Source organism: Nonomuraea sp. NPDC049695 (genome assembly GCF_040674955.1).
Taxonomy (GTDB): domain Bacteria; phylum Actinomycetota; class Actinomycetes; order Streptosporangiales; family Streptosporangiaceae; genus Nonomuraea; species Nonomuraea helvata.
Window position 1 is genome coordinate 23,840 of record NZ_JBFANV010000016.1, and the last position, 25,112, is coordinate 48,951.

Sequence of the window (25,112 nt, forward strand, 5' to 3'; positions counted from 1 at the left end):
AGAGTCTTGCCTGTATAGCTTGCTCCCCGAAGCAGGTCGGCGAGAGGCCAAGCACGCCCGGCATGCGTTCATGGTGGTCGACGCTTTCCTCATCCTGATCAAGCGGGACGCCGACTGGCGGTACACCCGACAGCCGAAGAGGTGACCCATCCCCGCAGAGTGCGCTGCTGCACTCTGCGGAAGGCGAACCCTCCCGGCGTTTCACCTGCAGATTTGCAAGCAGGACGAGTCTTTCGGTGCATAGCAGGCATAGGAGGTGTACGCAGGAGTTGGAGTTAGGTAGTGTCCAAGGCGTGCGCCCAGATATTCGTTGGCTGTCTGTCGCCGCAGTGCTCGCCTCTCTCACGGTTGCAACGGGCTGCACAGGAGACTCCGACAAGTCCACCTTGGGCGAGGCCACGAAACAACTCATCGCGGACGGCGACAAGCTACTGGCCTCTCGCGAATTAGCCGCCACCGGAAAAGTGACAGCGACGGAACGAGCAGACAAAAATACAGAATCAGGTTGTGCGCCTGGCCAGGTGCAGCGATTCTTCCGGGCTCAGGGGGATCTCTCCGGTCAACCGGACGCATCCATGCCAGACAACTCTGCCGGCTTGATGCGTGGCCTGCTGGGGCTCATGGGCTACGACACGGTAGTGGGCCAGCGGGACCTTCGTGACTCGAGCCTAGGTGTGTCGGTTATGCACAACTCAAAAACGAGACTGACTTTTATTCTAACCGTACGTAAGGACCCGAAGCCCCAGATCATGATCGTGGGCAAGACGAGTTGCTACGCTCGCGACCACTGACGCCGTGCGCAGTCAGGGCAACTGGGCCGCTTCCTTGCGCATGAGTTCGGCCTGTTTGCGTAGGCGGTCGGCAGTAGAAGCGCAAGTGTCCCGGAGGAGTTCGATCTCCCGCCGCAATTGTGCGGCCTGGGTGTTGAACCGGCCTGCGGCGGGCCCCTTCCAGAACGCCTCAACGGTCTGAGGATTGGCCAGCGTGCCGATGAAAACCTCCTCCAGGGCCTTGGCGTATCGAGTTAGGGTGGTCGCAAGCAATTCCTTGTCAGCGGCCTGCCTGAGCAGTTGGCTCGGGTCGGGGAAGGCCATGCTCAGCCTCCCCGTCTCTTCAGCGCATCGACAAGTGCGTCGTGCAGCCTTCCTTGGAACGCTTTTTCAACCATGTCCTGGTCTGTGTCCGTCAAGGGCGCTTGCTTGTGCTGGCGCAATGATTCGATCACCCAGGTGGTCTGTACTGTTACGATCCTCTCAGCAACCGCCTCCGCGGTATCTGGCGTCTTGCCATCGAAGTAATTAGTGATCATCTCTTTTAGCGCGTCTTTGGTGTCATCCTGCCCTCGGTCTCGCGCGGTCGCGGTTGAGGGGTTGTCGATGGGCCAGTATTTGTTGGAGAGCCAATCGACCGGCATGAGCATGACGCCGGCGATCCAGTCGGCGTATTCGTCATCGCTCCACTCTGCATGAGCAGAGCCATCCAAAAGCAGGTTCGCCGCTCCACCCGACAGGGCGCTGTGAGCCACGAACCCGGCGCGCATCTTTTCGTTGCTGTCGAATGGATGGAATCGACCGATGTCCATACTGCGCGTATATTCCTGCCAGGCCTTCAATAAGGTATCGGCCGCCTTCTTGTCTTGCATCACGGCGCCAAAGAATCGTGATGCCGTGCCAGAGTTGAGCTTGTCCCACGGTGACGGTGGAGACAGTGAAGTGAGCTTGGGTGAAGATTCCTTTGCCTGGACACGCGCAAGCTTGTCGAGGTAGGGCACCACGTTCTTGGCCAGCACTTGGCTGACCGGCGAGTCCTTGAACTTGGGAAGAACCAAAGCGCTTTGAATCCATTGGCCGCCGAGCCAGGGAGTGCCGTCGGCACCCACACCACTAATGATGTTGAGCCAGACCCGCTCACGTACGCGATCATCACCCGCCCCTGGTCTCAATGCCTTGTCCAGCACGCCAGCCAACCGCTTCTCGAAGTCGGGAAGTCGAGTTTGTCGGAACCGACCCGGATGCAGTAGCGAGGCCGCAGCATCCTTGTCCTCGGCCAGCAGCGTTTGCAGCGCATGCGGGTCGGCGTCATATGCCTCCACCAGCACATTGAGACTCCAGTTCGGGCTCGTCGGCGCATCTGCGCTCAGCGGACGGCTCAGGACGCGACGCGCCACCTGGTTGAGAAGCATGCTCGAAGGCTTGGACATCGCGACAAGCGCCGTCAGTACGCCGGGATCGGTCCCATCCATGAACTTCCCGCGCCATTCCTCCCCTAGCCGTCCGGCACGCTCGGCGTTCGCGTAAGCCTCTGCCAGCGGACCCAGATCTTCGCGGCCTTGCTGGAGGACAGAGGGCGGAAGTCCCATGTCCATTGCCGCGGGCCCCTTGTCCTTCATCCAGTGTCTGAACAGCGCGCGAAATCTGTCCGGGCCGAGGGCGGCCAGCAAGGAAGCGGCGTAGGCGGGATCGTTCAACTTGTCTTTCGCCGCGGCCACGGCAGCCGTCACGTCATGCCAGCTCTTCACCGAGTTCTCGACGTCATGCCGCTTGAGGGCTGCGGCGATCGGCGCTGCGTCGGCCTTTCCTTGCCGGGCGGCATCCGCTTCGTTGTTGAACGTGAGTGACCCGCTCAACAGACCGTTTCCCGAGCTCGGGACCATCTGCTTGAGCGTGTCCATCCGCCACTTGAGATCCCTCTGTGTGTCATCGAAGAACGCCCAGGACCGATGCATGGCGGCCACTCCTTGCGGGCCGGTCCACGACGCGCCGGCCTCGGCGATGGCCGCCTCGAGCCCTGGCCGTGTGCGGCCCAGGACGTCCTTGCCCATGGCCATTTGGCGCATCAGCTGTTCTGCCCCGCTGGGGTCGATCCCGACGAACTCCCCCATGGACCCTCCCCGAGGGTGTGGGTTACAAGGCAGGAGTCAAGCACACGGGCCAATCCAGGTAAACGCCCCACGCATCCCTATAAACAACCGGAATTACACTGCCGCGGTAGCGGACGGCTCAAAATGGGCATCGCGACCCATCTGTGTGGGATATCCACGAAACCGCCACCGACAGTCCGGGCAGTCCCGTCAGGGATCTTGGCGAGCTTGAACTCCGTCCGCCGTGGCCATCCGTCCCGCAGTTCTGCCCACTCTCCCGATCTCCGTTAACGGCGTTACTGCTATCCGAAAATCAGATGGCACGCGCTGTTACGGACACGGAACTCTGGGCGGGAAGGTGGGAACAGTTCGTCGCACTTCGCGGCGATCAGCGATTGCAGCCGCTTCTTCCCGCTATCTCTCCGTTCGATACGCCTGCGCTCGTCCATACGGTCAACGCGTGTCGGTGTCTTACTGTGCGTTGCCTCCGGGACGTTCTCATGATGTCGACGAGACGCAGCCGAGGCCGCTGATCGATGTCGGTTCCCCAACGATATCGCCTTGTTCTTCTTCGGCATCTTGGGCGAGGAGCTGGCCCTCGCTGAGGGTGAGGGCTGGGGCGTGGGCGTGGAAGCCACTGGCGGGGCGGGCAGGACCGGGCGTTCAGCAACGCTCAGATGAGGCGTCGCCATCGAGATGGCCTCCGTTCCAAGCGGGGCGCTGTGGGTGCCCCACGTACTCGACCAGATGCCAACGGCTACGCAGGCCAGGAAACCGGCGACGACTGCCGACTGGATAAGCCGATCTCGACTTCGGAGGAACGACCGTTTTGGTGGGGCTGGAGGCGAGTACCTTCGCCAGCTGAGGGTGTCGTCAGACATGGCCCGGGGTCGACGTCGTTCCCGAAGTGGCAGGCTGTGCGGTGTCCGCCTCAGAGGAGGCATCTCCTCAGAGGTCAGGGCAGGACGGTCCTGATCACCGTGCATGGTCCTCCTCTCTCGCCCGTTCATGCCAGGGTGGCGCAGCGTGACGACGTCTGTCGGGAACGACGCGGCATGGCGAGCAGCTTGAAGTGAAGTGGCCCCGGTAAGACCGGGGCCGAAGGTGGGTGAATGGGAGCTATTCGTTCAAGGCGTCGTTGATCTTGTTGTTGATCTGCTCTTGTTGGCCGTCCATGCACTTGGCGTAGACCCGCAGCAGGACGTCAACGCTGTGACCGGCTCGCATGGCAACCTCGGAGGCGGGGACGCCTGCGTTCAGCCAGAGCGAGACCGCGGCGTGGCGTAGGTCGTACGGTCTGGCAGCCAGCGATGAGGCCACCTGTTCCGGAGTGAGGGCGAGCTTGCGAGCTTCCTGCCAGACGGAGGAGTGTGCCGAGCTCGAGTAGGAGCCGCCAGTGCCCGTGGTGAAGATCCTGCCGTCCTCGGCTGTGCCGAACTCGGCGATGTGCTGGCGAAGCATGGCGACCAGGACGGGCGGGATGGGGATCTCTCGTGTTTCCTTGTTCGCGCGGTGCTTCAGGCTGCGCGACTCGTGGGTCTCGCCGGAGTTGGTCCAGCGCTTGGTTGCCTGGGGTCGCGCCCCCTCCAGCACGATCAGGCCCCAGCCAGACTCTGGCAAGGTGCAGTTCCTCAACCTGAGATCGGCCGCCTCCTCTGGTCGGAGCGCGGCGTAGTAGATGCAGGCGAACAACGCCTTTAGGCGAGGACCGCGCTTGCGCCCCACCTTGGGGACCGCGTCGAGGAGTTGCCGCGCTTGGACGGGGTTGACCACCGTACGGGGATCGACCACGGTCACGGCCTTGGGCACTGTCCATTTGATCTCGTCCAGCGGGTTGCTGCTGAACACCTTCTGCTCGACCGCATGCTCCAGCAGGTGGTGGAGGACGGCGCGCTTCCGTCGTACCGTGTGCGCCCCCGCAGGCATGCCGGCGAAGGTAACCGAGATGGCGTCGAGGGCCATCCGGAGGACGTGTGCCTCTCCCAGGGCCGAGAGCGGAAGAGATGTCCTCTCCAGCCAGCTCAAAGCCGAGGCTTGTGCCGTCGTCAGTTCGACCCGCCGCTTCTCTGGAAGCAGCGCGTGAATTCGGAGGACCTCCCGCAGTTCCTCGGCAGCAGGACGGCGTGGCGCGTCGACAACCAGGGCAGGGATGAGAGACAGGAGCGCGTACACCTCCGTCTCGCGGGTCCGCGCTGCCAAGGTGTTCCAGCGCCGAAGCACGTACGCCTGGCCGAACTCCAAAAACGATGGACCGGCCGACTCGGGCGCCAACATCGACACCGGCAGACCGCTGGCAACGTCGAACTCCTCCCCCGCCTTGGCCGCCTGCCGCAGATCCGACATGAAGGCGTTGGCCAGCCCCTTGGTCCGGAAGCTCTTCGACCTCTCCTTGCCGGCCACCCTCCAGCGGGCGACATAGGAGGATACGCCGCGGTTGGAGCGCTGCTGGATCTGGCTGAATTTCACGTCGTAGGTCGTCTTCACTATGCCTTCCGCCGGGAGTCGAGCCAGGTCATGAGGTCGCTCCGCCAGACGCGGAGTTCGAGGTTGGGCAGCTGGACGCAGACCGGTGCACGGCCAAGCTCGCGCCAGCGGTAGAAGGTGCGACGGGAAACCCCGCCCAGTTCGACGCAGACCTGCGGCACGGTCAGCAACTCGTCACGGCGATTCATCGGGTATCACCCGCCATGCCTGGGACGCGGGTTCCCGTTATCGCGGCGGCGATGATCTGATCTCCGACGCTGTAGCCCTTGCCTGCGTAGGTCCATTCGCTGACCACGAGGACTGTGTCCTCCTCGAAGAGCGGCAGGCGACCTGTGGTGATCTCGTGGTCGCGGGCGTGATTTTCGCGGGCGGCGCGAAGCTCACCAAGAGTGGTGGAGTAGCGGCGGGATCGAGTGGAGAAGTGGCCGCGGAAGCCGAGCATGTGAGCCCAGTTGACCAGGCGGAGGTCGGCCAGGTCGCCGATGGCCCCGAGACGGAGGCATTCTGCGATCAGGCGCTTTGGGTGTTCACGGAGGTTGTAGGCGTCGAGGTTGTCGAGCGGACTGATGCGACGGTCGAGGGTGCCAACGCACTCGGCGGCTTTGGTGGCGTACTTGGCGATGTAGCCGGCGACGGCTTGGTCGGTCAGGTCGCCGTCGAGGGTAATGGGCCGTGTGTCGAGTTGCTCGCCCCAGCGCAGGACCCGCTCTGGCTGATCGTCATAGGCAGGGACGGTGGCGGTGACGGCCTTGGCCGCGTATTGGACGACTTGGGTTAGGACGTCGGTGGTGGCCCAGGACGGAGGCGACGCGGCGGGACCGCCCGGGCCGTCGAGGCGAATGACTGCGTGGAAGTGGACGACGCCCCGGCGTTGATATTCGGCGACCTTTGCGAAGGAAAGCGTGAGGTGTTCGCGGAGGTCCTTGAGGGTCAGACCGCCGAGCTTGGCCAGACGGCGGCGTAGGGAGTCGGCGAAGCGCTTCCACAGCAGTGGCGCCAGGGCGTTGAACAGGACTGAGCCGGTGTAGTCGTAGCAATCGGGGCACAGCGATTCGCCGAGGTGGGGGTCGTCGGGCCGGTGTTTGACCGTGCAGGACATGACGCGGCCGTGTGGGCACGTTTCGGCGTTGCGGCGGGCATGGCAGGGCAGGACCTTGCCGTTCTTCTCGCAGCGTGAGTGGACCGTTCCGAAGCTGGGCGCCGTGAGAGTGATGAACAGCGTGGGATGAGCAGTGACGCTCTCGGGCACACCCTTACCGCCGATCAGGCCCGCGCGGATGAGGTGGTAGGTGTCGGCACGGTAGATCTCGGCGCAGGCCGGGCAGCGGGAGGCGCGGCGGGTCTTACACGGGAGGCGCAGGACGCCGTCGGGCTCGTGGCGGGTGGTGTAGCGGTGCAGGAGCCGGCCGGTGGCGCGGTCGTGGTATTCGACCTTGCCACGCAGGTGGATGGGCTGGCGGCACCCACCAGCGGCGCGGATCTGGGCGGCCCACCGGTCGTAATCCGGGGCGTTGAGTCGGGCAATGACACCCGCGAGGACGTGCGGGCTGGTGGTGCATGCGGGCAAGATGGAAGCCTCCTTTCACTCGTTCGGGTGAGGGGATGGCCCCCGACCTGGCAGTCGTCTTGGCGGATGTGCGGCCAGGCCGGGGGCGCTGCGCGTTATGCGCCGTGGTTGTCGATGCCGGTGCCGTCGCAGTCGCGGCAGCGGTTGCGGTCGCTGTCGAGGCCGGTTCCGGTGCAGGTGCAGCAGCGGTAGTGGATGATTTCGATCAAGGGCTGTTCACCTCCCTTGGCGCGGTGTCGTGGTCAGGTAGATGCGCCAGTGGGAGGGCTTGGTGCGGTCCGGGTAGAGCCGCGAGACACCGGTGACGGTGAAGTTCAGGCGCAGGCGGAACAGAGCGTCGATGACTTCGGCACGGGTGCCGTCAAGGCGAATGCGCATGGTCGCTCCTCCTGCTGGTCAGGTGGCGTGTGGCGGGTCGAACTGGATGCAGCCGGAGTAGCTTCTTTCGGCGGCGTGGAGCGCTCGGGCGGCGGTCAGGACAGCCACGGCGCGATACTCCACCGGCCCGAAGTAGACCGAGGTTGTGTAGTGGCCATACGGAGAGTTGTCGAACTCGATGCCGGAGCCGACGTGGGCGGCGATCTCGTCGATCTCGGCGCACATGTCGGCGTCGTTGTCGTGTTCCGGGAAGTGGTGTACGACGACGTGAGAGGAGGCGGGCACCTCTGGGTGTGCCTCCAGGAAGGCGGCCAGGTCGAGTAGGCCATTGATGAGTTCAGTGCGGTGGGCGTGGGTCATCGGGTGATCTCCTTTCTGGGTCAGGCGGTGCGTAGGGCGCGCAGCAGGTCCGAAGCGAGTTGGTTGGACACACCCAGGCGGGCGCGCAGGGCGTCTCCGTTGATGGGCTTGCCGTGCTTGGCCTGGTACTCGTCGGCGACACGGCGGGCGTAGTCGAGGAGTGCTGGTGCGGGACAGTCCTTCTGGGCGTCCTGGCGGTCGTTCTCGTCCTGCTCGTCGGTGGGGACGAGTTCCGGGACGGCGGACGGTGTCAGGACGGGTGAGGACGAGACGTCCAGGACCTCGCTTGGTTCCGGACGGGTGTGGGTGGCGCGGCGTTCGAGCATCGAGATGGCGAGCAGGAAGGCGCCGGCCGGGGTGGCGGCGGTGATCCAGCCCCAGACGGTCGGGGCGGCTTGAGCGAGGTTGGCGGCCAGGGACAGGACGATGCCACCGACCAAGACCAGGACGGGCCAGGAGACCAGGCCGGGTGGTGCTCGGCCGGTCTTCTTGTCGCGTTGGCGTTCGCGGGCGGCCATGACGCAGGTCAGGTCGATGCAGACGGCGATGGCCCAGGACATCCAGCCGGTCTGTCCGTGCTCGGCGGCGGTGTCGCGGATGTGGGTGAACGATCCGGCGCCCGCGATGATGGCCAGGACGAGAACCGGGCCGGTGTCGAGCAGCCAGCAGGCCAAGCGTCGCATCGTCCCCTCCCTTCGGAGCCTCAGACGTTGATGGATTCGGGTAGGTGGCTGGTGATCTCGTTCCAGGACGGGGCGAGGTGGGCGTGTGCACGGGCGGCGTGTTCGGCGGTTTGCTCGGTGACGTAGAAGGAGCGGGCGCGGTACCACTGGCCGTCCTGGCCGGCGACGATGGCGACGCCGGGTGTCTCCGCGGGAATGGCGCGGGCGGAGACCAGGGCAGCCGGGTCGAGGTCGCCGAGGGTCATGGTGGCGGTCTCGGGGTCGTTGACCCGGTGGCAGATCCGTCCCGAGCACTGGGCCCGGAGTGCGGTGACGCCGGGGCCGAGGTCGGAGCCGATGCGCTGGCCGCAGCAGAACAGGTAGATGCCGAACGCCCGCCCGAGCTGTGCCACGCGCAGCAGCGCAGTCGAGGTTTTGGCGATCTCGTCCTTCTCGCTCTTGTCGGCCATCAGGTACAGCTCGGCCAGTTCGTCGACCAGGACCACGATTGGGGTCGGGCGAATGCCGGGCGGGAGTTGCCAGATGTTCCGGGCGCCTCCCTGGCGGCACAGCCCCATGCGATCGATCATTAGGCCGACGAGGTCATCCAGCAGAGTGACCGTTTCGGCGCGCGAAGTGGCCAGGGCGGACAGGCGCGGGCTGTAGGGCGTGAACTCGACCCCGCCTTTGAGGTCGAAGCCGACCAAGGCGACGGGTTGCGGAGCCAGCCCGACGATGAGGGCGTTGGCGAGGTTGGACTTGCCGGACTGGGTCGCGCCCGCGTTCAGCCAGTGCGGCACCGTCTGGAAGTCGATGGTCCACGGCTTGCCGTTCTCCAGCCGTCCCACGGTGACCTTGAGCAGTTCCGTCGAGGCGGGCAGGTGATCGACCTTGACCAGCGGGTCGCGCATGGTGGCCATCAGCACGACCCGCCCGGGCCGGGGCGAGGAGGCGCGGATGGCGTGTACGCCCCAGGAGTGCGCGAGCCGTTCGGCGGCATCGGCGTAGTCGCCGGGTGTCTGCCCTTCCAGGGTGTGCAGGGTGACGCGCCAGCCGTGCCGGGTCGGCATGGGCAGCCACATGAACGGCTTGGTGTCCACCGCGATGCGCTGGAACCGACGCTTGACCCGTACAACGCCGGTGGAGGCGACCATGCCCGGCACGGTGGTGAACCAGAAGCGTTGCCGCTTCTTGGTCAAGCCGCAGCCCAGGGCGACCCGCCGCCAGGACGCGAGTACGGACAGAGCCGTGATCGGGTAGCCGATCACCAGCCAGAAAGAGCCGGGGTTCCAGCGGCGCCAGGCCCACAGCCCGGCCGCGACAGCGGCCAGGACTGCGAGCAGGGCGAACGCGTCACGCATCAGCGGTCTCCCGCACGGGTAGGAGGGCCGAGGCCCGGTAGCTGATCCCCCATCGGCCGGCGATCTCCCAGACGTAGCCGAGCAGGCCGACCGGGTTGACCTGATCGCCGACGCCGATGGGCGGCTCTCCGGTGGTGGCGATCTTGACGAGCTCGATCCGGCCGAACTCGTCCTCTACAGAAACGGTGACCTCGAAGACGGTGTTGCCGTGCTTGTCGGTCTTGATCTCGCCGGTGTCGCGGTTGAGCACCCGCGGACGCGGGGCCTTGACGCAGGTGATGGCGAGCTTGGTGGCATCCACAGGGATCGGAACGGAACGCATGGGCTGTGACCTCCTTCTTCGTCCTAGCCAACATAGTTAACCTAGTTGGCTCAGTTGTCAACGTCCTCTCGGTTGGCTTGGTTGTTAATTCGTGGTGTGATGGACTGCGATGGTCGAGAAAACCGGGCGACCCGGCTACCTCCAGATCGCCGACGATCTCCGTGCGCAGATCCGCGGCGGTTCCCTCGCGCCCGGCACTCCCCTGCCGTCCACCGCCCAACTCGCCGAGCAGTACGACGCTTCGCTGTCGGTGGTGAAGATGGCCGTCGGCATCCTGCGCAACGAGGGCCTGGTGATCGGGCAGCAGGGCAAGGGAGTGTTCGTTCGAGACGCCGATGCCGCACCCACCGGCGACCTGACGAGCGAGGTAACCGAGCTACGCTCCGCCGTTCGCGACCTGTCAGAACGTCTGGCGCGTGTCGAGGAGCAGTTGGCTACGTCCACGACACGCCCTTCCGGACGTAGCAGCCGGTAACCTTCCGCGCCAGCGACGCCGATGCCCCGTCCGGGCGTTCGTGCAGGCTCAGGGCTTTGTCCTCCCGGCGGATGCCGGCCAGGACCATGGCATAGCCCACCAGCAGCGTGACGCCGAGGACCCCGGCGATGATCAGCGGGACCGTCGTCATGACCAGATCACCCCCGCCTTGGCCAGGCCGCGAGGAGCGCGCGGAGGACGGCGGGTCTCGCCGCGCCGCTTGCCGCCCTTGCGCTTGGCCGCCTGCTTCCTGAGCCAGCGGTCCCGAGCCCGACACTTGCAGCAGTGCGCCTGCCCCTCGTCCAGCTGCGCCCCGCACTGGCAGGTCGGCTCCGGGTAGATGTCGTAATTCATAGTGATCACCTGTCCTTTCGGTTGCTCCGGCGTTTCCTTGTGACACTGAGAATGCGACGGAGAGTGAGGACGAGATCACTACACGACAGGACATGTTCAAGACGTCCGGCATACGATGGCCAGGTCCCCGGACGTCCCCCGGAGCAGGTGGAATGGCGAACGAACGGCTACGTGCCGCCCTCCTACAAAAGGGCGTGAGCATCACCGACTTGGCCAACGCGATCCAGGTTGACCCCAAAACGGTCGAACGGTGGATCACCAAGGGCCGTGCGCCGTACCGAAAGCACCGATTTGCGGTGGCTTCTTACCTCGACACCGAGGAGACCTACCTCTGGCCGGAGGCCCTGACCCGCGAACAAGTGGCCTCGGCATCAGAGTCGGAAATCGTCACCGTCTACCCGCACCGCTGGGCCGTTCCCCGGGACGTGTGGGGACGTCTGTTTGCGAGCGCGTCCGAGGAGATCGGCGTGCTGGTCTACAGCGGATTGTTCCTCGCTGATGACACAGGTCTGGTGCGCATGTTCGGCGAGAAGGCCGACGCCGGGGGTACGGGTGCGCATCCTGCTCGGCGATCCGGACTGCGCCGAGGTGGCACAGCGGGGCAAGGACGAGGGCATCGACGACGGCATGGCCGCCAAGATCCGCAACGTCCTCGTCCTGTACCGACCCCTCCAGGGACGCGAGAACATCGAGTTCCGGCTGCACGCCACGGTCCTGTACAACTCGATCTATCGCGCAGACGATCAGTTCCTCATCAACACCCACGTCTACGGTGTCCCGGCCGGGAACGCGCCGGTCCTGCATCTACGCAGAGTTATCGGCGGCGACATGGTCGCCACCTACGCCGAGAGCTTCGAACGCGTCTGGGAAGGCGCACGACAGATAGGTTCCTGAGCCATGGCCAAGCGGATCGACTACTACGACGACCCCGACGCCCCAGCGCCCAACAGCCTGGTCCCGTCCGTGAACGTCATCGTCACCAACGCCGCAGACGAGATCCTGATGATCCGGCGAAGCGACAACGGCAACTGGGCCGTCCCCGGCGGGGCGATCGATCTCGGCGAGTCCATCCCGCAGGCCGCCATCCGGGAAACGCGCGAAGAGAGCGGAATCGTCTGCGAGATCACGGGTTTGGTCGGCACGTACAGCGACCCCCGGCACGTCATCCTCTACACCTCCAACGGCGAGGCCCGCCAGGAGTTCTCGATCGTCCTGACCGCCCGGGCGATCAGCGGGGAGCCGACGCCGAGCGACGAGTCCCGCGAGGTCCGCTGGATGCCCCGCGAGCAGGTCACCGCGCTGCAGATGGACCGCTCGATGCGGATGCGCATCGAGCACTACCTAGCCGGCACCGCCCTGCCGTACATTGGCTGACCTCCGCCGAAGCCTCGAAGGGATCCGCCGCGATGACCATGCTGGTGCACATCACCGCGGCCAAGAACATCCGCTCAATACGGCGCAGCGGCATTCGAGCAGTAAGCGGCGGGCAAGACGAACCGGGAGTCTATTGCCTCACAGTGCTCCCCTCTTATCAGACCACGCATCAGTGGGTACGCGAGCTGCGGCGAGGCGGGCAGCGGACGCTCGTAGCCGTGTACTTCAGAGTCGCCGACAACGAACCGGTGCAAGTCGGCCACTACAACCGTTTCCCCGCCCACCTGGGCAGCGCCGAAGCCGCTGCGCTGATCGCAGCCCAGCCGGACCCGCGCGGGTACGAAGCCTTCATCCAACGCCCCATCAGAGCCGGTGAGATCCACCGAATCCGCAGAGTGAACCAGGTGACCGGCTGGCGCTACATGCCCGGCGCCCACGGAACACCGCCATGCGCCTGCCCAATCTGCAACCCCAGAGGCCAGTACGGCGCCGCCAAGATCCGGACGGAATTCGGAGTCCCAGGCGATCCAGAGGACTAAGCCCTCTCGGCCATCCGCCTTTCGATCTCTCGGACTGCAGCGAGAATGCAGGGCGTTGACGCAGCGATGGATCGGGATACCAGGTGGCCAGGACCGTACCGCGAGTGAATCTCGGCCAGCCGCTCAGCGACGTCGAGATGCACTCCGTCCGGGCCGGTGGTCATGTCGCAGTAGGTCAGCGCCTGGATCAGCGCCGGCCCCTCCTCGCCGAACTCCGCAGTGAGCTCGACGACGAGTGAACGTTCGAGAGCCTCGTTGACCGCGCAGGAGTGATGAGCGACCAGTCGGCACAGGGTGTCGTCGGCCTGGTGCACATCGCGGAGGTAGCGGGCGCCGTCGAGGGGATGGAAGCCGGTCGCGACTAGATCGGGGGCGTACCCGATGTCGTGCAGGTAGGCGGAGGAGGTCAGGGTGTCGGCCTCGTCGCCAAGGATGGGCGCCAGCGACACGGCGCGAGCGGCTACCCCCTGGGTGTGCGCCCAGCGCCGCGGCAAGGTCGTCTCCAGCAGGCCTTTGGCGAGGTCATGAGCCCATTCAGCTTGTCCCACACTGTCACGATAGGCATATGATGCCGGATTCGATCCAGAGCATCCGCCGGGACGTCCCAGGACGTCTCACCGTCGCACGAACCGTCCCCGCCCGTGCTCCGACGCGATCAGTCCTTCCTGCTCCAGCACCGCAAGCGCCTGCCGAACGGTGCTCCGGGAGACGCCGTGCTGGCGACGCAGCTGCGCCTCACTGGGCAGCGTGGTCCCAGGCTGCAGCTCGCCGCGCTCGATCTCGCCTCGCAGCTCGCGGGCAATGGCCTGGTACAGGTATGGCTCATCCTTCGGTTTGTCGCCGCCGAGAACCAGCCGGCCTTTCGCGGGGATGGTGAGGATCAGTCCCTCGTTCTCCAGCACGGCCAGCGCTCGCCGCACCGTGTTGCGCGCGACTCCGAATTCCGCGCACAGCGCCGCCTCAGACGGCAGCATCGAACCCACCGGGTACATGCTCATGTTGATCCGTTCTCGAAGCCGGTCCTCGATCTGGGTGAAGATCCGCCAACCGGTCAGCCACCTGTTCACCGTTGGAGTGCTTCAGACCCGGTAGGCGTCGACGATCCGGTGCAAGTCGATACGGAGCTCGCCTTGCTCGCCTTCGCGCCAGCCGTCCCGTGTGGCCTGCGCGATCCGCTCGACGGCCGTGCCCAGGCGCAGGCAGGTAACCCGCTCGTCGCTCTGGTCTCCCCAGTAGAACCAGCAGAAGCCGGAGTGGACGAAGACGCGACGGACCCGAAGTCGGCTGTCGGTTACATCCAGGCCGGGCCGACCATCCTCGGCCGCGACCAGCACTGCAGGGACATCCCGCTTCGTAAGCTCATCCCCCAGCACGGTAAGCGCTCGATGCGCATAGGCGTACTGTCGTTCGTTCATGCTCGTCATGACCGAGCCGTCCCTTCGCTGTCACGGAGTGTGTAACTCGAGATTCGCTCGCGTGACGGAACCTCTACACCGCAACTCAGGGACGTCTAGGGACGTCTCGTGTTAGCGTCCAGACAGAACACCTGGTCACGCGAGAGGTGCGCATGAACGAGACCCTTCGCCACGCCCTCATCAACGCCCGCCTCCAGCCTGCGGACGTCGCCGCGCACCTCGGCGTAGATCCAAAGACTGTGCACCGCTGGCTCAAGGGCCGCATCCCCTATCCGCGCCATCGTTGGGCCATCGCTGACCTTCTCAAGGTTGAGGAACCCGAGCTCTGGCCTGAGGTCGCCCAGCAGCAACGTGCTATCAACGACGAGGTCCAGGCCGTCTACCCGCACCGCTGGGCCGTCCCACGAACCACGTGGCGACACCTGTTCCAATCGGCCACTCGCGAGATCGGCATCCTTGCCTACAGTGGCCTCTTCCTCGCCGAGGACACCGGCATCATGCGCCTCCTCGCTAACAAGGCCGAGGCAGGCGTACGAGTACGTATCCTGCTCGGCGATCCTGATGCCCCTTCAGTGGCCGCGCGAGGGATCGACGAGGCCCTTGGCCCCGATGTCATGGCCGCCCGAGTCCGAAACGCAGTTGCTCTGTACCAACCGCTAGCCCGCATCGAGAACGCAGAGATCCGCCTCCACCAAACGGTGCTCTACAACTCGATCTACCGCGCCGACACCGAGCTACTCGTCAACAGCCACGCATATGGCACACCCGCTGCTCAGGCCCCGGTGATCCGTCTCCGGACCATCGAACGGGAAGCGGCGGCAGCGACCTACATGGCCAGCTTCGAGCGTGTATGGGCGAGTGCCAAGCTGTGCGAGCAGGCGAGCTGATCAGCGGCCGGGAGCAGACAAGTCGAACTCAGCCAGAGTCAGCAAGATTGTCAGCAAGATCAGAAAGCAACTTATCTGCACGTCATTAAAGGCGATCCGCCTGCGGCGTCTCGCCACGCGTCGGGCGGACGCTGGCCGCGCTGCGGCTCTTCGGCCGGTCGCGGCCAGCGCCACCCACGCGATATCAGCGATACGGCGAAGAGCTAGAACGTCGAAAGACATATCGCAGCCAAGCCTCGATCGGCTGAATCTGATGCTTCAGCACGGACTGCCGAGGACACCGTAGCCTCATGTTTGCCGAGCTGTACTTATGGGAGATCAAGCGGCGGCGCGGCGCCGTACCCCGGCCGCCCATCCGCCGTCCGGGCGCGCGGCCTGGAGCCAGTCCCGGACGGCGGCGGGGCACCAGGCCAGCCACCGCACGCCTGCCGCGCCGCACTGACCAAATGCTCCGACCGTGGTTGCCACGCCGCCGCACAAATGCAGCCCCACGATCGCCACTGCATGGCTGGCCGCCGTACCTTCCGGGGGCGATCGACGGTCCGAGGCTTCGTTCCTCAGCCCCGGCCCACCGAGCACCGCGCTTCCGACAGGTGTTCGCGGACCGTGGAGGACAGGATCATGACGATCGCCGGAGAGAACTGGCCGACCTTCACGAGGTTCTGGCAGCTCTGACAGCAACGCTCGGATTCTCCGACGAAGAGGTTTCGGCTACCGCGCATCACACGCGGATGAAGCGAGGCGGCTTCACTCTGCGGCTGTGGTTGGAGGAGGCAACGTCCGCCGAAGACGCTGCGCCCATGTAGCCATGGCTCGCATCGCGCTTTCGGCCATGGAGTTCATTCCTGAGACCGACGGGCCCTGCTTTGCTCGAGCAGATCCGCGATGGCAGAAAACTCATCACGAGCGACGGTGAGATCTTCAACAATCGCCCGCGCGATCAGATCAGAGGCAGAGGCGTTGTTGCCCTCCTTCCAACTCGAATCCTTCATCCAGGTGATGTCGAGATTCACCTGATCACGATCCATCAATTCCTCATAAGAGAAGGACTTGAAACGTTCGGTCTCGACACGGCTAGCAAACGATTTACCCGGCCGGTAGCAGGTGACGAAGTCATCCAGGTCTTCGGGGGCAAGATTTCTTCGCGTATAGCTGAAGTGCTTATCCGTACGAAAGTCATATACCCAAAGCACAGAAGTCTGCGGCGCATCGAGTCGCTTTTCTTTCTTATCAAAGAAAAGCACATTGGCTTTTACAGCCGTCGAGTGAAAGATGCCAGACGGCAATCGCAGTAGTGTGTGGACATTAAAATCCGTGAGCATCTTACGACGCACTTCATGCGCCGCCGCACCTCCCGCAAACAATAGGCTATCTGATACGATGACAGCCGCCTTTCCAGGAGTTCTGAGTGTCGACGCGATGTACTGCAAGAAATTGAGCTCTTTATTCCGACTAAGAACCCAGAAGCCTGGGCTGAAATTCGTGCGGGGCCTGCGCCCGAAGGGCGGATTGGCCAAGATAATACTCGGGTTTAGGCTCAGAATCTTATGCAGCGAATCACGATCCTCGATGAGCCAATCAATGTTCTCGCTGTCCACTCCGTGCAGGATCAAATTCATCTTTGCCAGAAGAGATGCACCCGGGACCAATTCCGTCCCGAAGATCTGGCTGCTATCCAATCGGGTGCGCTGTCCAGCGGTCATGTCTTTGCTATGGTGCCGCAAAACATAGTTGCGTGCAGCCAGCAGAAGGCTGCCCGTTCCGCAGGCAGGGTCGTAAATCGTATCCTCCGGGCCAGGCTGGACACAGGCAACCAGTGCTTGAACTACTACTTGCGGAGTGTAGTACTGTCCAAGTCCAGACCGGTCATCGTCTACAGCCCTAGCGAGCAGGCTTTCATAAACTTTCCCTACAGGCGCTACGCTCCCGCTCTGCCCCGAATTCAGGCCAACCACATCAACAATCAACTTCTTCAGTTTATCTGGATCTTGAATAGAATTATACGCGCTACGGAAAATGCCTCCAAAATAGTCCTCCCGCGAAGCGAATGCTCGGAGGATTTGATCATAGGCTTCTTTTAGCTCCTGGCCATCCGCTGCCAGCAGAGATTGCCAAGCATCACTCAACGGTTGCAGCGCCAGGTCCGGAACAAGTTCATCATTGGCCAGTTCGTACCCACGCTTGAGAAACATCAAATATGTAAGCTGGTCTAGGTACTCGAGTGCGGATACACCGTCGTTTCGGAGCGCGCCGAAAGACTCCCACAATTTTTCCGCCAGCTCGGACGCCGTCGAACGCATCAAAACAATGCCTCTTTCTGGAATGTCTGGCTAACTCTTCCCCGGCGTGTCCGACCAACGCGTTGGCGCAATGCTCGTTCAGCTCGGATCCGCTCCAGCACGACGGATATGGGCTCATCTGCCAGCTCTTGGCTCACCAAGCGGCCAGCAAACGCCTCGGCCAACAGCGATCCCCGCAGTTCTGCTGCCCGCTTCTTTGCAGCCACGATCGTGGGCGCAAGACGTTGGATGGCGTCAAGTTTCTTCTTGACATCGGCGACGATCAGTTCCTGTTCAGCAAGAGGCGGACGAGGAAAATCGACTCTGTTCAGTCGGGTTGCAGTCAGATGAGTGAGTGTTGTTGTCCCACGGGCCTCGCAGCGAAAGCGCCCCGCATGCAGATGCCGACGGAACACCAAGAGCGCCCACTCCGGTAAGACTCCGGGCTTGGCACGGAACCGCAGGAGGCTGTTGGTGAAAGCCACTTCCGCAGGGATACCCCGGTACATAGCGGGGCGGCCAAGATACTCTGGGCTCTGCCCCTCATTGAGAAGGATATCTTTATCTTCGAGACGGTAGCGCTCGAAGTCCAGCGGCGGGAAATTCATCTCCATGAGATCAGAAGTGTCGATGTGATCTTCGTATACGTTAGCCACTCGTAGGTAGGGGCGCATATCTGGACCATTATGTCGGCTTGGGTGCCGTGCTCGTCCGACGTCGACCTGTCCAGCTTCAGCAACTGTCACCGAATCCCAATGTGACGGCGTCGGCATGGGCACCGCCTCCAACAAGATTCGCTTGGCCAGCAGCTCCACCCGCTCCGAAACACGCGCCATTGCCGCGGCCCCAGCATCTAGATGGGCCACGTGATCCTCAAGAGCTGCAGCGATGCGGCGTTGCTCGGGGTACGGTGGCAGTTGTAGACGGAGGCTTCGCAGCTGTTTTTGCGTCAGGTATCTGACGCGACCGCCAGTGGCGTAAATCTCAAGCTCTCCCGAGAGGCTCATGTGCTCCATGAAGTAGCGAAGGTATCTGACATCTATTCCATTGTATGGTCGGACTCGATGCAGGTCATCTCTGTGAGCAATGTAGCCAGCGGAGTTTGGCCAGATCCCGCAGCGGCCAATATCGCCAGTCTTGCAAATCAGCAGATCATTCGGCTTGAGACGAAAAAGTTCACGTTTTCCTAGAGGAATTTCTATCGTCGCAACGTCATCTATTTCGACCCGTCCCCAACGTACATTATCTCGCCCTATGGAAGGGATCGTACATCTGTCATGTACGTTTCCGTAGTCAGACTTTATACCCAAACAGGTCTCGGCAATCTCACCAATCGTCGTTGCGGCCCAACCAGGAGGCAGGCACGGATAGGGACGGTGGACCGAGTTCAAATCTGAGCCCTTCTCAAAACAGTTGGTCGGAGGTCGGTTTCGGCAGGCGGAACTGAACATGCGGCGCTGCGAGCGCATCGCGCCCAACTGCGCTGGAGCTGAGTCGGTCGAGTTCGTCCACCAGAAGCGGGATGCCGGCGTTGGTCAGCATGAGCTGTGTCTGCTCGTCAGCCGAGAACAGGACGGCTCCGCGCGCTCCGCGGGTCGCGAGAGTTCGGTAGGTGTTGCGCACCACTTCGTGTAGCCGCTCGCCATGAACACCGCGCATCGCGTGGTCCTTGTTCTTGACCGCGGCCCATTGGCCCTCGCGCCAGACGTAGTCCTCGCCCATGATTAGACCGACGTAGTCCCACTCGAAGCTCTGGGCTGTGTAAATGCAACCCACTTGCTCGAAACCGGCCGGATCGGTAGCCCATGTTTCGGGACCGGGGATCCGCTTACGCACGTACTTCTTGTGCGCGTTCCATGCCCGATGCCACTCCCCGATGCGGATATCCAGCTCCAGGTCCCCCTTGCGATCGGTGGCCTTGGCCCACGGCCACCAGAAGCCGGCAACGATTCGGGCCGTCGCGTCCTGCGCCATCCGCAGGCGGAGATACTTCTCCATCTCTTGTGGGGAAGCAGCGAGGAAGACGTCATATTCATCGCGGGGAGTCCATGGACCAGGGGCACCACCGTGATAGCCGAACAGCCGCTCAACCCAGTCGACGTATTCCGGGCAGCGGCTGTGCCGGAACTGGCTGTCCAAGACGATCTCATGGACATTACCGGGCGCGACACCGCAATCGTCGGCAGCCTGACGAATCGTCTCCACCGTTCCGACCTCGTCAGCACGGATCACCTGGTAGGGGTCGAGGAGAAAGACCGGGACACGAGCCGCAGTGATCAACTCGCACGCCTGTGGTACGCCCGTCCGGTCTTCCGCCCTGGTCCTATGGTTGCTCGACGTCGGGCGAAGCCGGTGCCCCTCATCGATGACCAGGGCGTCGAGGTCGTTCTCGGTCCGCCAGCCGTGCTGGTTGAAGTAGGTGAACACTTTCTCGGCCCCTTTGCGGGTACCGCTGAGGTGCTCGCGCAACGCGCCCGCGAAGGCGGAGCTCCCTGATGCGTGTTTGGCGGCGAAGCCGAGGCGGTTCAGCCGGCCCAGGAGCTCCAGGGCGAGCACGCTTTTGCCCGTACCCGGGCCGCCTTTGATGATGAAGACCTCTTTGTTGCTGGCCGAGCCTGCCCGCCGGACGGCTCGGATCACACGTTCGACGGCCAGTTGCTGTTGGTCCAGCAGGACGAAGATGGGGCGTTCGCGCACGGCTTGGTCGACCGCGCGCATCAGGTCTTCGTTGGGACGAACCCGCGCCTCGTCGATGTCGCGTAGATGCTCCACCGCGTGATCACTCGAGATGGAGCCGGTGAGGAACGTGGCGAACTTGTCGCGCTCGTCTCCGGCGAAAATGTGCACGCTGCCGTCGCATTCGGCGGGCAGCGGCGCGGCTGGTGGCAGGATGCCTGCCACGTCTTCGCGCTTGGCAACGTGCAGGTTGACCACGTAGTGCATGCGAGCCGAGTGTAGGTGCGACATGTGCTGCAGCAGTGATTCGCCGTACGCCCAGACCTGCTTGACGGGGTGCAGATCGCCCGCCGGACTGCCCGGATGGATCACTTCTCCGGGCTCGCGGCTCATGCGCGCCCACGACCACCGTTTGTTCTCCACCAGCACGACCGAAAGGTCGCGTGTGCCGGGCTGAGATCCCACCAGCACCATGTCGATGCGGCCGTCGCTGGACAGGTTGTTCATCTCCAGGATGACCATGACGTCGCCCAGATTCGCTCCCACGAGCAGGTTGACGACGTGGCGGACACTGCTGCGCCACGTCTCCTTCTCGGAGGTGCCGACGGCGGTGTTGTAGACCTGCGCCGCCCGTGCGACCAGTTCACCTACCAGCCCCTCTTGATCCTCGATGAGGCGCTGGCGGAGGTGAGCTGCGGAGGCGGCCAATAGATAGCGGGCTCTCATTGTGCTCCTGGCTGAGAGGTGAGCTGCGGGGTAGCTCTTCGCTTGCTACGTGGACGTGACCGGCACACCGTGCTGGTCGAGGAGTGGGACTCCCAGGTCGATCAGCAGCTGGTTGGTGGCCTCATCATGGGCGTATAGAACGGCGCCACGCATGCCGCGGGTGGCCAGCACACGGTACGTGTTGCGGACCACGGTGGAGAAGTCCTCAGCATTGATTTGGTCGCGGTCTTTGTTGTGGCGGCGCTCCGTCTGCCACTCGTTCCGCCACACCAGGTCCTTGCCGATGATGACGCCGGCGTAGTCGTACTCGAATCCTTGTGCGCTGTAGACGCAGCCGACCTGATTTACTCCAGCCGGGTCGGTAGCCCAGAGCGGCGACGGCGGGATGTCGCCCAGGTACTCCTCCGCCTTGGAGTTCCATGGCCGCCGCCACTCGTCGATGGTCACGTCGTCCGGCAAGGTGCCATCGTCATTCGGTTTGTTCCACTTCCAGCAGAAGCCTGCGGCGATGCGGACCTTGCGCTCCTCCGCCGCTCGCGCTTTCAGATATTTCTCCATCGCCAGCGGAGTGGGGGCGACGTACAGGCTGAAGTCGTCCAGTGGCCGCCAGACGGGCCGGCCTTGCGGCGGCGCAAGCATGAGGAGCCGATCCACCCAGTCGACGTACTCTGGTGAGCCGCCACTGCGGAACTGGTGCCGCAGGGTGATCTCGCGCAAGCCGTACCCCAGTTCCCTTGCCTTGGCGCGGATGAGGTCGAGCGAACCGACCTCACCGCGGCGCACGATCTGATGATCGTCGAGCAGGAAGACCGGTACGCGTGCGGCGTGGATCAGCTCGTCGATCTGGGGTGGCGGCTCACGCATGTCGTTCTCGTCCGTGCGGTCGCGCGAGGTCTCGCGGATGCGGTGTGCCTCGTCCGCGATCAGCACCTCGATGTCATCGGGAGTGGCGTCGGTGAAGGTGTTGAAGTAGGTGAAGGCGCCGCGTTCCTTGCTGGGCAGGCCCGCGTACTTCCACAGGGTGCGGGTGAAGGACCGGCTGCCGGTGGCATGCACGGCGTGCACTTTCTGCCGGCAGAGCGTGCCCAGCAGCTCGAGGGCAATCACGCTCTTGCCGGTGCCAGGGCCGCCGACGATGGCGACGATCTCCTTGCCGCCGCTCTGCTTGCTCTTGGCCACCAAGTGCCGGACGTAGTCGTAGGCCTCGCGCTGCTCGTCCAGAAGGGGGAAGACCTGGCGCCCGCGCACACACGCGGCGACCCGGGTCATCAGACCTTCGGCGAGCCGAACCGGCGCCTGCAAAAGGGTGTCGGCATGCTCAGCAGCGCGCTCCCCGGACAGCCTCCGCAGCAGCGTGTCCCGAAACTCCTGCCTGTGCTCGCCGGCGCCGTACATCGCCACCCAGCGCGGCACCGGGTTCTCCGGCTCCTGCGTCTCTTCCTGCTTCCGCGCCACCGGCCGCGCGGCGTGTACGAGATGAGCGGGTGCGTTATGCAGGTTGACGATGCCGCAGATCTTCTCGTCCACCAGCATGGAGACATAGCCGCGCAACACCTGCAGGTAGCCCCACGTCTGATTGGCCGGGTGCAGGTGCGGGGCTCCGTTCTTGCTGAGCCGCACCATCTCACCGTCGGGTTGGATCCAGCGCCACTGTTTGTTCTCGACCACCACGACCGACATGAGGTCTGTCTCCGGGTAGGAGCCGACCAGGACCATGTCCATCCGTATGTCCGTGATGGGCGCCTTGAGTTCGAGCAACACCTGGACATCGTCAAGCCCCGCATCGACGAGCAGTCCGACGACCGTTGGGATGCTGTTCGCCCAGGACTCGACCTCGCGAGGGTCCGGCATCTCCCAGAAGACCTCATTGAAGCGGTCGGCCAAACGCTCGGCGAAGCCGCCGCCCGCGATAGCGGCGGCAAGGTCGCTGGCACTCCCCCGGTAGAGGCACTGCAACGCCATGTAAGCGCTCCTTCGCAACGACGACCGGCACGGTGCCGGCAGGCGTGGATGGGGACGAAGGGTGGTGCGACCTCGTACTGTAGCGGCGATCACTGACAATCCCATCAGACGGACGAGGACCTTCAGGGACCTCAACCCTATGAGCCTGTCCGTCGGTAGTGCCGCCATCGGCTGGCCGGCGCGGATGAAGATCACGCTCTTGCTTGAGCCGGCGTGCCCGGGACCTCTTCTCGCCCCCTCCATGCACCTCGGCTGAACTTCCATGACCGCCTTTATCTAGCGTGATAGCGCCTCGCTGCAGGGATATTTGAGACGTACGTCATCCCACAGGCATGCGCCAAGCAGGGCTGAAGCCCGTGCGAGTTCCACCGATCGCGATTCCGCCAGGCGGTGAATGTGTCCACGTGTCACTTACCCCGCTACTCTCTGGACGACCATGTGATGTGGCCCGGTGGGCTTTCGCGGTCCGACGGCTCCAGCCGTAGCCGATAGACCCGCATCACACCCATCCATCGTGCCGCCTGGGGGACGATCTGTGACGGCTCTGCGGCTGTCTGTAGACAACCTTCTTGCTTCTCCAGACGGGTCCGCTCTGGGGGAAGCCATCGCCGACCATGTGCGGGCAGCAACAGGGCGCCGTTCCTCTCCGTCTGAGGTCAGGTCTTGGCAGCGCAGCCTGCCCGTGCTCGCTCGCGACCTGGCCGACGCCGGACTGCACAGGGTCGAGATGCTCGTGGAGTACAAGCTCCCGCTGACCAGCAGGCGAGCCGACGTGGTGCTCGCCGGCGTGCATCCGCGGACCGGCGAGGACTCGTACGTCGTGGTCGAGCTCAAGCAGTGGAGCCGCGCCGAACCATCCGAGACGGGCGAGCATCTGGTCATCGTCGACGGCATGGGCGGTGGCGAGACACTCCATCCGGCCGAGCAGGTGCGCCGGTACTGCGAGTACATGTGCGACTTCCTCGGCGTGCTCAGCGGCAAGCCTCACGTCGTGTACGGAGCCGCGTACCTGCACAACGCGATGGACCTGGACATCGACGGTCTGGTGGAGCAGGTACGCGACGAGCGCAGCCGCCTGTTCACCAAGCAGCGGCGCGGCGAGTTCCTCCGCTACCTGAGCGAGCGGCTGTCCGACAAGCCGGGCGCCGACGCCGCGGACCGGCTCCTGTCCAGCGCCGTCGCGCCCAGCAAGCAACTCATGGCCTACGCCTCGAAGGAGATTCGCGAGCGCGAGCAGTTCACGTTGCTGGACGAGCAGCAGGTCGCGTACGAGCTGGTCATGGGAGCCGTCGACAGAGCCCGGCGGGCGGACTTCAAGCAGGTCGTCATCGTCACCGGCGGCCCCGGCAGCGGCAAGAGCGTCATCGCCCTGTCGCTCCTCGGCGAGCTGTTCAGGCAGGGCCGATCGGCGCTGCACGCCACCGGCTCGCAGTCCTTCACCCAGACCATGCGCCGCTACCCCGGACGCGGCAGCACCCGCATCAAGAACCTCTTCAAGTACTTCAACAGCTTCACCGACGCCGAGCAGAACGGCATGGACGTACTGATCTGCGACGAAGCGCACCGCATCCGCGAGACCTCCACCAACCGCTTCACCCCGGCGGCCAAGCGAACGGGACGCAGCCAACTCGACGAGCTACTGTCCGTGGCACGTGTTCCGGTCTTCCTCCTCGACCAACACCAGGTAGTGCGGCCCGGCGAGCTCGGCACCGTAGCCGGCATCGAACAGTACGCCCGCGCCAAGGGCTACGACGTGCGCTTCGTCTCGCTCGACGAGCAGTTCCGCTGCGGCGGCAGCCGCAAGTACGAGCAGTGGGTCCTCCGCCTGCTCGGCCTCGCCGATGGCGGGCCGATGGAGTGGGACGGGGACGAGGACTTCGAGGTACGGCTCGCCGACTCACCACAAAAGCTTGAGGCGTTCCTGAGCACCAAGCCCGGCACCGCTCGCATGACCGCCGGCTACTGCTGGCCCTGGAGCGACCCACGCCCCGACGACACCCTCGTCAACGACGTCGTCATCGGCGACTGGGCGCGGCCCTGGAACGTCAAGAAGGACCGCGCCGTCGGCGACTACCCACCCAGCATGCTGTGGGCCAGCGAGCCGAACGGATTCGGGCAGGTCGGCTGCGTCTACACCGCCCAAGGGTTCGAGTACGGCTGGAACGGCGTCATCCTGGGTCCTGACCTGACCGTTCGCGACGGACAGCTGACCACCGTCCGCAGCGAGAATAAGGATCCCGCATTCAGAAGCCGGAAAACCGTTCCCGATGGCGACTTCGATCAACTCGTGCGTAATGTGTACAAGGTCCTACTTACACGAGGAATGCGAGGAACAGTGATCTACGCAGTGAACCCTGAGCTGCGGGATTGCCTCGTCGGCTTGCTGCGTGCGGCAAGAATTTAAGCGTCATCCTCAACGACAGGACTTTCG

At 64.1% G+C, this 25,112-nt stretch carries 26 protein-coding genes; 7 read left to right on the forward strand and 19 right to left on the reverse strand.

The annotated features are described in order from the left end of the window. The first annotated feature begins 293 nt into the window (after positions 1-293). The gene (locus AB0J64_RS16610; RefSeq protein ID WP_364027132.1) at positions 294-791 is read left to right on the forward strand and encodes a hypothetical protein; all 498 of its coding nucleotides are present in this window, start codon (positions 294-296) and stop codon (positions 789-791) included. 12 nt (positions 792-803) lie between these two features. Here the strand turns inward: AB0J64_RS16610 and AB0J64_RS16615 are convergent, their stop codons facing one another. From AB0J64_RS16615 to AB0J64_RS16660, 10 genes are all read right to left on the reverse strand, one after another. Continuing rightward, on the reverse strand, positions 804-1,094 hold the full coding sequence (locus AB0J64_RS16615; RefSeq protein ID WP_364027135.1) for a hypothetical protein: 291 nt from the start codon (positions 1,092-1,094) through the stop codon (positions 804-806). Positions 1,095-1,096: 2 nt separating this feature from the next. Further along, complete coding sequence (locus tag AB0J64_RS16620) at positions 1,097-2,881, reverse strand: hypothetical protein (protein ID WP_364027138.1); 1,785 nt, start codon at positions 2,879-2,881, stop codon at positions 1,097-1,099. Positions 2,882-3,979: 1,098 nt separating this feature from the next. Next, complete coding sequence (locus AB0J64_RS16625; protein ID WP_364027141.1) at positions 3,980-5,344, reverse strand: tyrosine-type recombinase/integrase; 1,365 nt, start codon at positions 5,342-5,344, stop codon at positions 3,980-3,982. Then, positions 5,344-5,532: a helix-turn-helix domain-containing protein gene (locus AB0J64_RS16630; RefSeq protein ID WP_364027144.1), complete on the reverse strand. Its 189-nt coding sequence runs from the start codon at positions 5,530-5,532 to the stop codon at positions 5,344-5,346. The genes AB0J64_RS16625 and AB0J64_RS16630 overlap by 1 nt, the downstream gene beginning before the upstream one ends. Beyond that, on the reverse strand, positions 5,529-6,911 hold the full coding sequence (locus AB0J64_RS16635; RefSeq protein ID WP_364027146.1) for a replication initiator: 1,383 nt from the start codon (positions 6,909-6,911) through the stop codon (positions 5,529-5,531). The genes AB0J64_RS16630 and AB0J64_RS16635 overlap by 4 nt, the downstream gene beginning before the upstream one ends. A gap of 216 nt (positions 6,912-7,127) precedes the next feature. After that, the gene (locus AB0J64_RS16640; protein WP_364027149.1) at positions 7,128-7,289 is read right to left on the reverse strand and encodes a hypothetical protein; all 162 of its coding nucleotides are present in this window, start codon (positions 7,287-7,289) and stop codon (positions 7,128-7,130) included. Positions 7,290-7,307: 18 nt separating this feature from the next. Next, positions 7,308-7,649: a hypothetical protein gene (locus tag AB0J64_RS16645; protein ID WP_364027151.1), complete on the reverse strand. Its 342-nt coding sequence runs from the start codon at positions 7,647-7,649 to the stop codon at positions 7,308-7,310. Between the two features lie 20 nt (positions 7,650-7,669). Next, positions 7,670-8,332, reverse strand: coding sequence for a DUF2637 domain-containing protein (locus AB0J64_RS16650; protein ID WP_364027154.1), 663 nt, complete (start codon positions 8,330-8,332; stop codon positions 7,670-7,672). Between the two features lie 20 nt (positions 8,333-8,352). Then, positions 8,353-9,672, reverse strand: coding sequence for an FtsK/SpoIIIE domain-containing protein (locus AB0J64_RS16655; RefSeq protein WP_364027157.1), 1,320 nt, complete (start codon positions 9,670-9,672; stop codon positions 8,353-8,355). Next, a complete protein-coding gene (locus AB0J64_RS16660) occupies positions 9,665-9,994 on the reverse strand; it encodes a hypothetical protein (RefSeq protein ID WP_364027160.1) in 330 nt (109 codons plus the stop codon). The genes AB0J64_RS16655 and AB0J64_RS16660 overlap by 8 nt, the downstream gene beginning before the upstream one ends. Positions 9,995-10,103: 109 nt before the next feature. Here AB0J64_RS16660 and AB0J64_RS16665 point away from each other — a divergent pair, with 109 nt between their 5' ends. Next, positions 10,104-10,469, forward strand: coding sequence for a GntR family transcriptional regulator (locus AB0J64_RS16665; RefSeq protein ID WP_364027163.1), 366 nt, complete (start codon positions 10,104-10,106; stop codon positions 10,467-10,469). Here AB0J64_RS16665 and AB0J64_RS16670 read toward each other — a convergent pair. Together AB0J64_RS16670 and AB0J64_RS16675 are read right to left on the reverse strand one after the other, a co-directional pair. Next, positions 10,429-10,620, reverse strand: a complete 192-nt coding sequence (locus AB0J64_RS16670; protein WP_364027166.1) for a hypothetical protein — start codon at positions 10,618-10,620, stop codon at positions 10,429-10,431. The genes AB0J64_RS16665 and AB0J64_RS16670 overlap by 41 nt on opposite strands. Continuing rightward, entirely contained in the window at positions 10,617-10,823 is a 207-nt protein-coding gene (locus AB0J64_RS16675; protein WP_364027169.1) for a hypothetical protein, read from the reverse strand. The genes AB0J64_RS16670 and AB0J64_RS16675 overlap by 4 nt, the downstream gene beginning before the upstream one ends. Positions 10,824-11,375: 552 nt before the next feature. Between AB0J64_RS16675 and AB0J64_RS16680 the strand changes: the two genes are divergently transcribed. The 3 genes from AB0J64_RS16680 to AB0J64_RS16690 are packed head-to-tail and all read left to right on the forward strand — an operon-like array spanning position 11,376 to position 12,736. Continuing rightward, positions 11,376-11,717, forward strand: coding sequence for a hypothetical protein (locus tag AB0J64_RS16680; RefSeq protein ID WP_364027172.1), 342 nt, complete (start codon positions 11,376-11,378; stop codon positions 11,715-11,717). 3 nt (positions 11,718-11,720) lie between these two features. Beyond that, entirely contained in the window at positions 11,721-12,197 is a 477-nt protein-coding gene (locus tag AB0J64_RS16685; RefSeq protein WP_364027175.1) for an NUDIX domain-containing protein, read from the forward strand. Between the two features lie 32 nt (positions 12,198-12,229). Further along, entirely contained in the window at positions 12,230-12,736 is a 507-nt protein-coding gene (locus AB0J64_RS16690) for a hypothetical protein (protein ID WP_364027178.1), read from the forward strand. Here AB0J64_RS16690 and AB0J64_RS16695 read toward each other — a convergent pair. From AB0J64_RS16695 to AB0J64_RS16705, 3 genes are all read right to left on the reverse strand, one after another. Further along, on the reverse strand, positions 12,733-13,284 hold the full coding sequence (locus tag AB0J64_RS16695) for an HD domain-containing protein (RefSeq protein WP_364027181.1): 552 nt from the start codon (positions 13,282-13,284) through the stop codon (positions 12,733-12,735). The two genes, AB0J64_RS16690 and AB0J64_RS16695, sit on opposite strands and share 4 nt — an antisense overlap. A gap of 66 nt (positions 13,285-13,350) precedes the next feature. Next, entirely contained in the window at positions 13,351-13,803 is a 453-nt protein-coding gene (locus tag AB0J64_RS16700) for a GntR family transcriptional regulator (protein WP_364027183.1), read from the reverse strand. Between the two features lie 12 nt (positions 13,804-13,815). Further along, the gene (locus tag AB0J64_RS16705; RefSeq protein WP_364027186.1) at positions 13,816-14,160 is read right to left on the reverse strand and encodes a hypothetical protein; all 345 of its coding nucleotides are present in this window, start codon (positions 14,158-14,160) and stop codon (positions 13,816-13,818) included. 143 nt (positions 14,161-14,303) lie between these two features. Here AB0J64_RS16705 and AB0J64_RS16710 point away from each other — a divergent pair, with 143 nt between their 5' ends. After that, on the forward strand, positions 14,304-15,038 hold the full coding sequence (locus AB0J64_RS16710; RefSeq protein ID WP_364027188.1) for a helix-turn-helix transcriptional regulator: 735 nt from the start codon (positions 14,304-14,306) through the stop codon (positions 15,036-15,038). 839 nt (positions 15,039-15,877) lie between these two features. Here AB0J64_RS16710 and AB0J64_RS16715 read toward each other — a convergent pair. The 4 genes from AB0J64_RS16715 to AB0J64_RS16730 are packed head-to-tail and all read right to left on the reverse strand — an operon-like array spanning position 15,878 to position 22,681. After that, positions 15,878-17,338, reverse strand: a complete 1,461-nt coding sequence (locus tag AB0J64_RS16715) for a class I SAM-dependent DNA methyltransferase (protein ID WP_364027191.1) — start codon at positions 17,336-17,338, stop codon at positions 15,878-15,880. Continuing rightward, positions 17,338-18,786: a restriction endonuclease subunit S gene (locus tag AB0J64_RS16720; RefSeq protein ID WP_364027194.1), complete on the reverse strand. Its 1,449-nt coding sequence runs from the start codon at positions 18,784-18,786 to the stop codon at positions 17,338-17,340. The genes AB0J64_RS16715 and AB0J64_RS16720 overlap by 1 nt, the downstream gene beginning before the upstream one ends. Continuing rightward, positions 18,722-20,719, reverse strand: a complete 1,998-nt coding sequence (locus AB0J64_RS16725) for a DUF2075 domain-containing protein (protein ID WP_364027197.1) — start codon at positions 20,717-20,719, stop codon at positions 18,722-18,724. Before AB0J64_RS16725 ends, AB0J64_RS16720 begins: the two co-directional genes overlap by 65 nt. A gap of 45 nt (positions 20,720-20,764) precedes the next feature. Further along, entirely contained in the window at positions 20,765-22,681 is a 1,917-nt protein-coding gene (locus tag AB0J64_RS16730) for a DUF2075 domain-containing protein (protein WP_364027199.1), read from the reverse strand. Between the two features lie 682 nt (positions 22,682-23,363). Between AB0J64_RS16730 and AB0J64_RS16735 the strand changes: the two genes are divergently transcribed. Next, positions 23,364-25,085: a DNA/RNA helicase domain-containing protein gene (locus tag AB0J64_RS16735; protein WP_364027202.1), complete on the forward strand. Its 1,722-nt coding sequence runs from the start codon at positions 23,364-23,366 to the stop codon at positions 25,083-25,085. Positions 25,086-25,112: the final 27 nt, after the last annotated feature.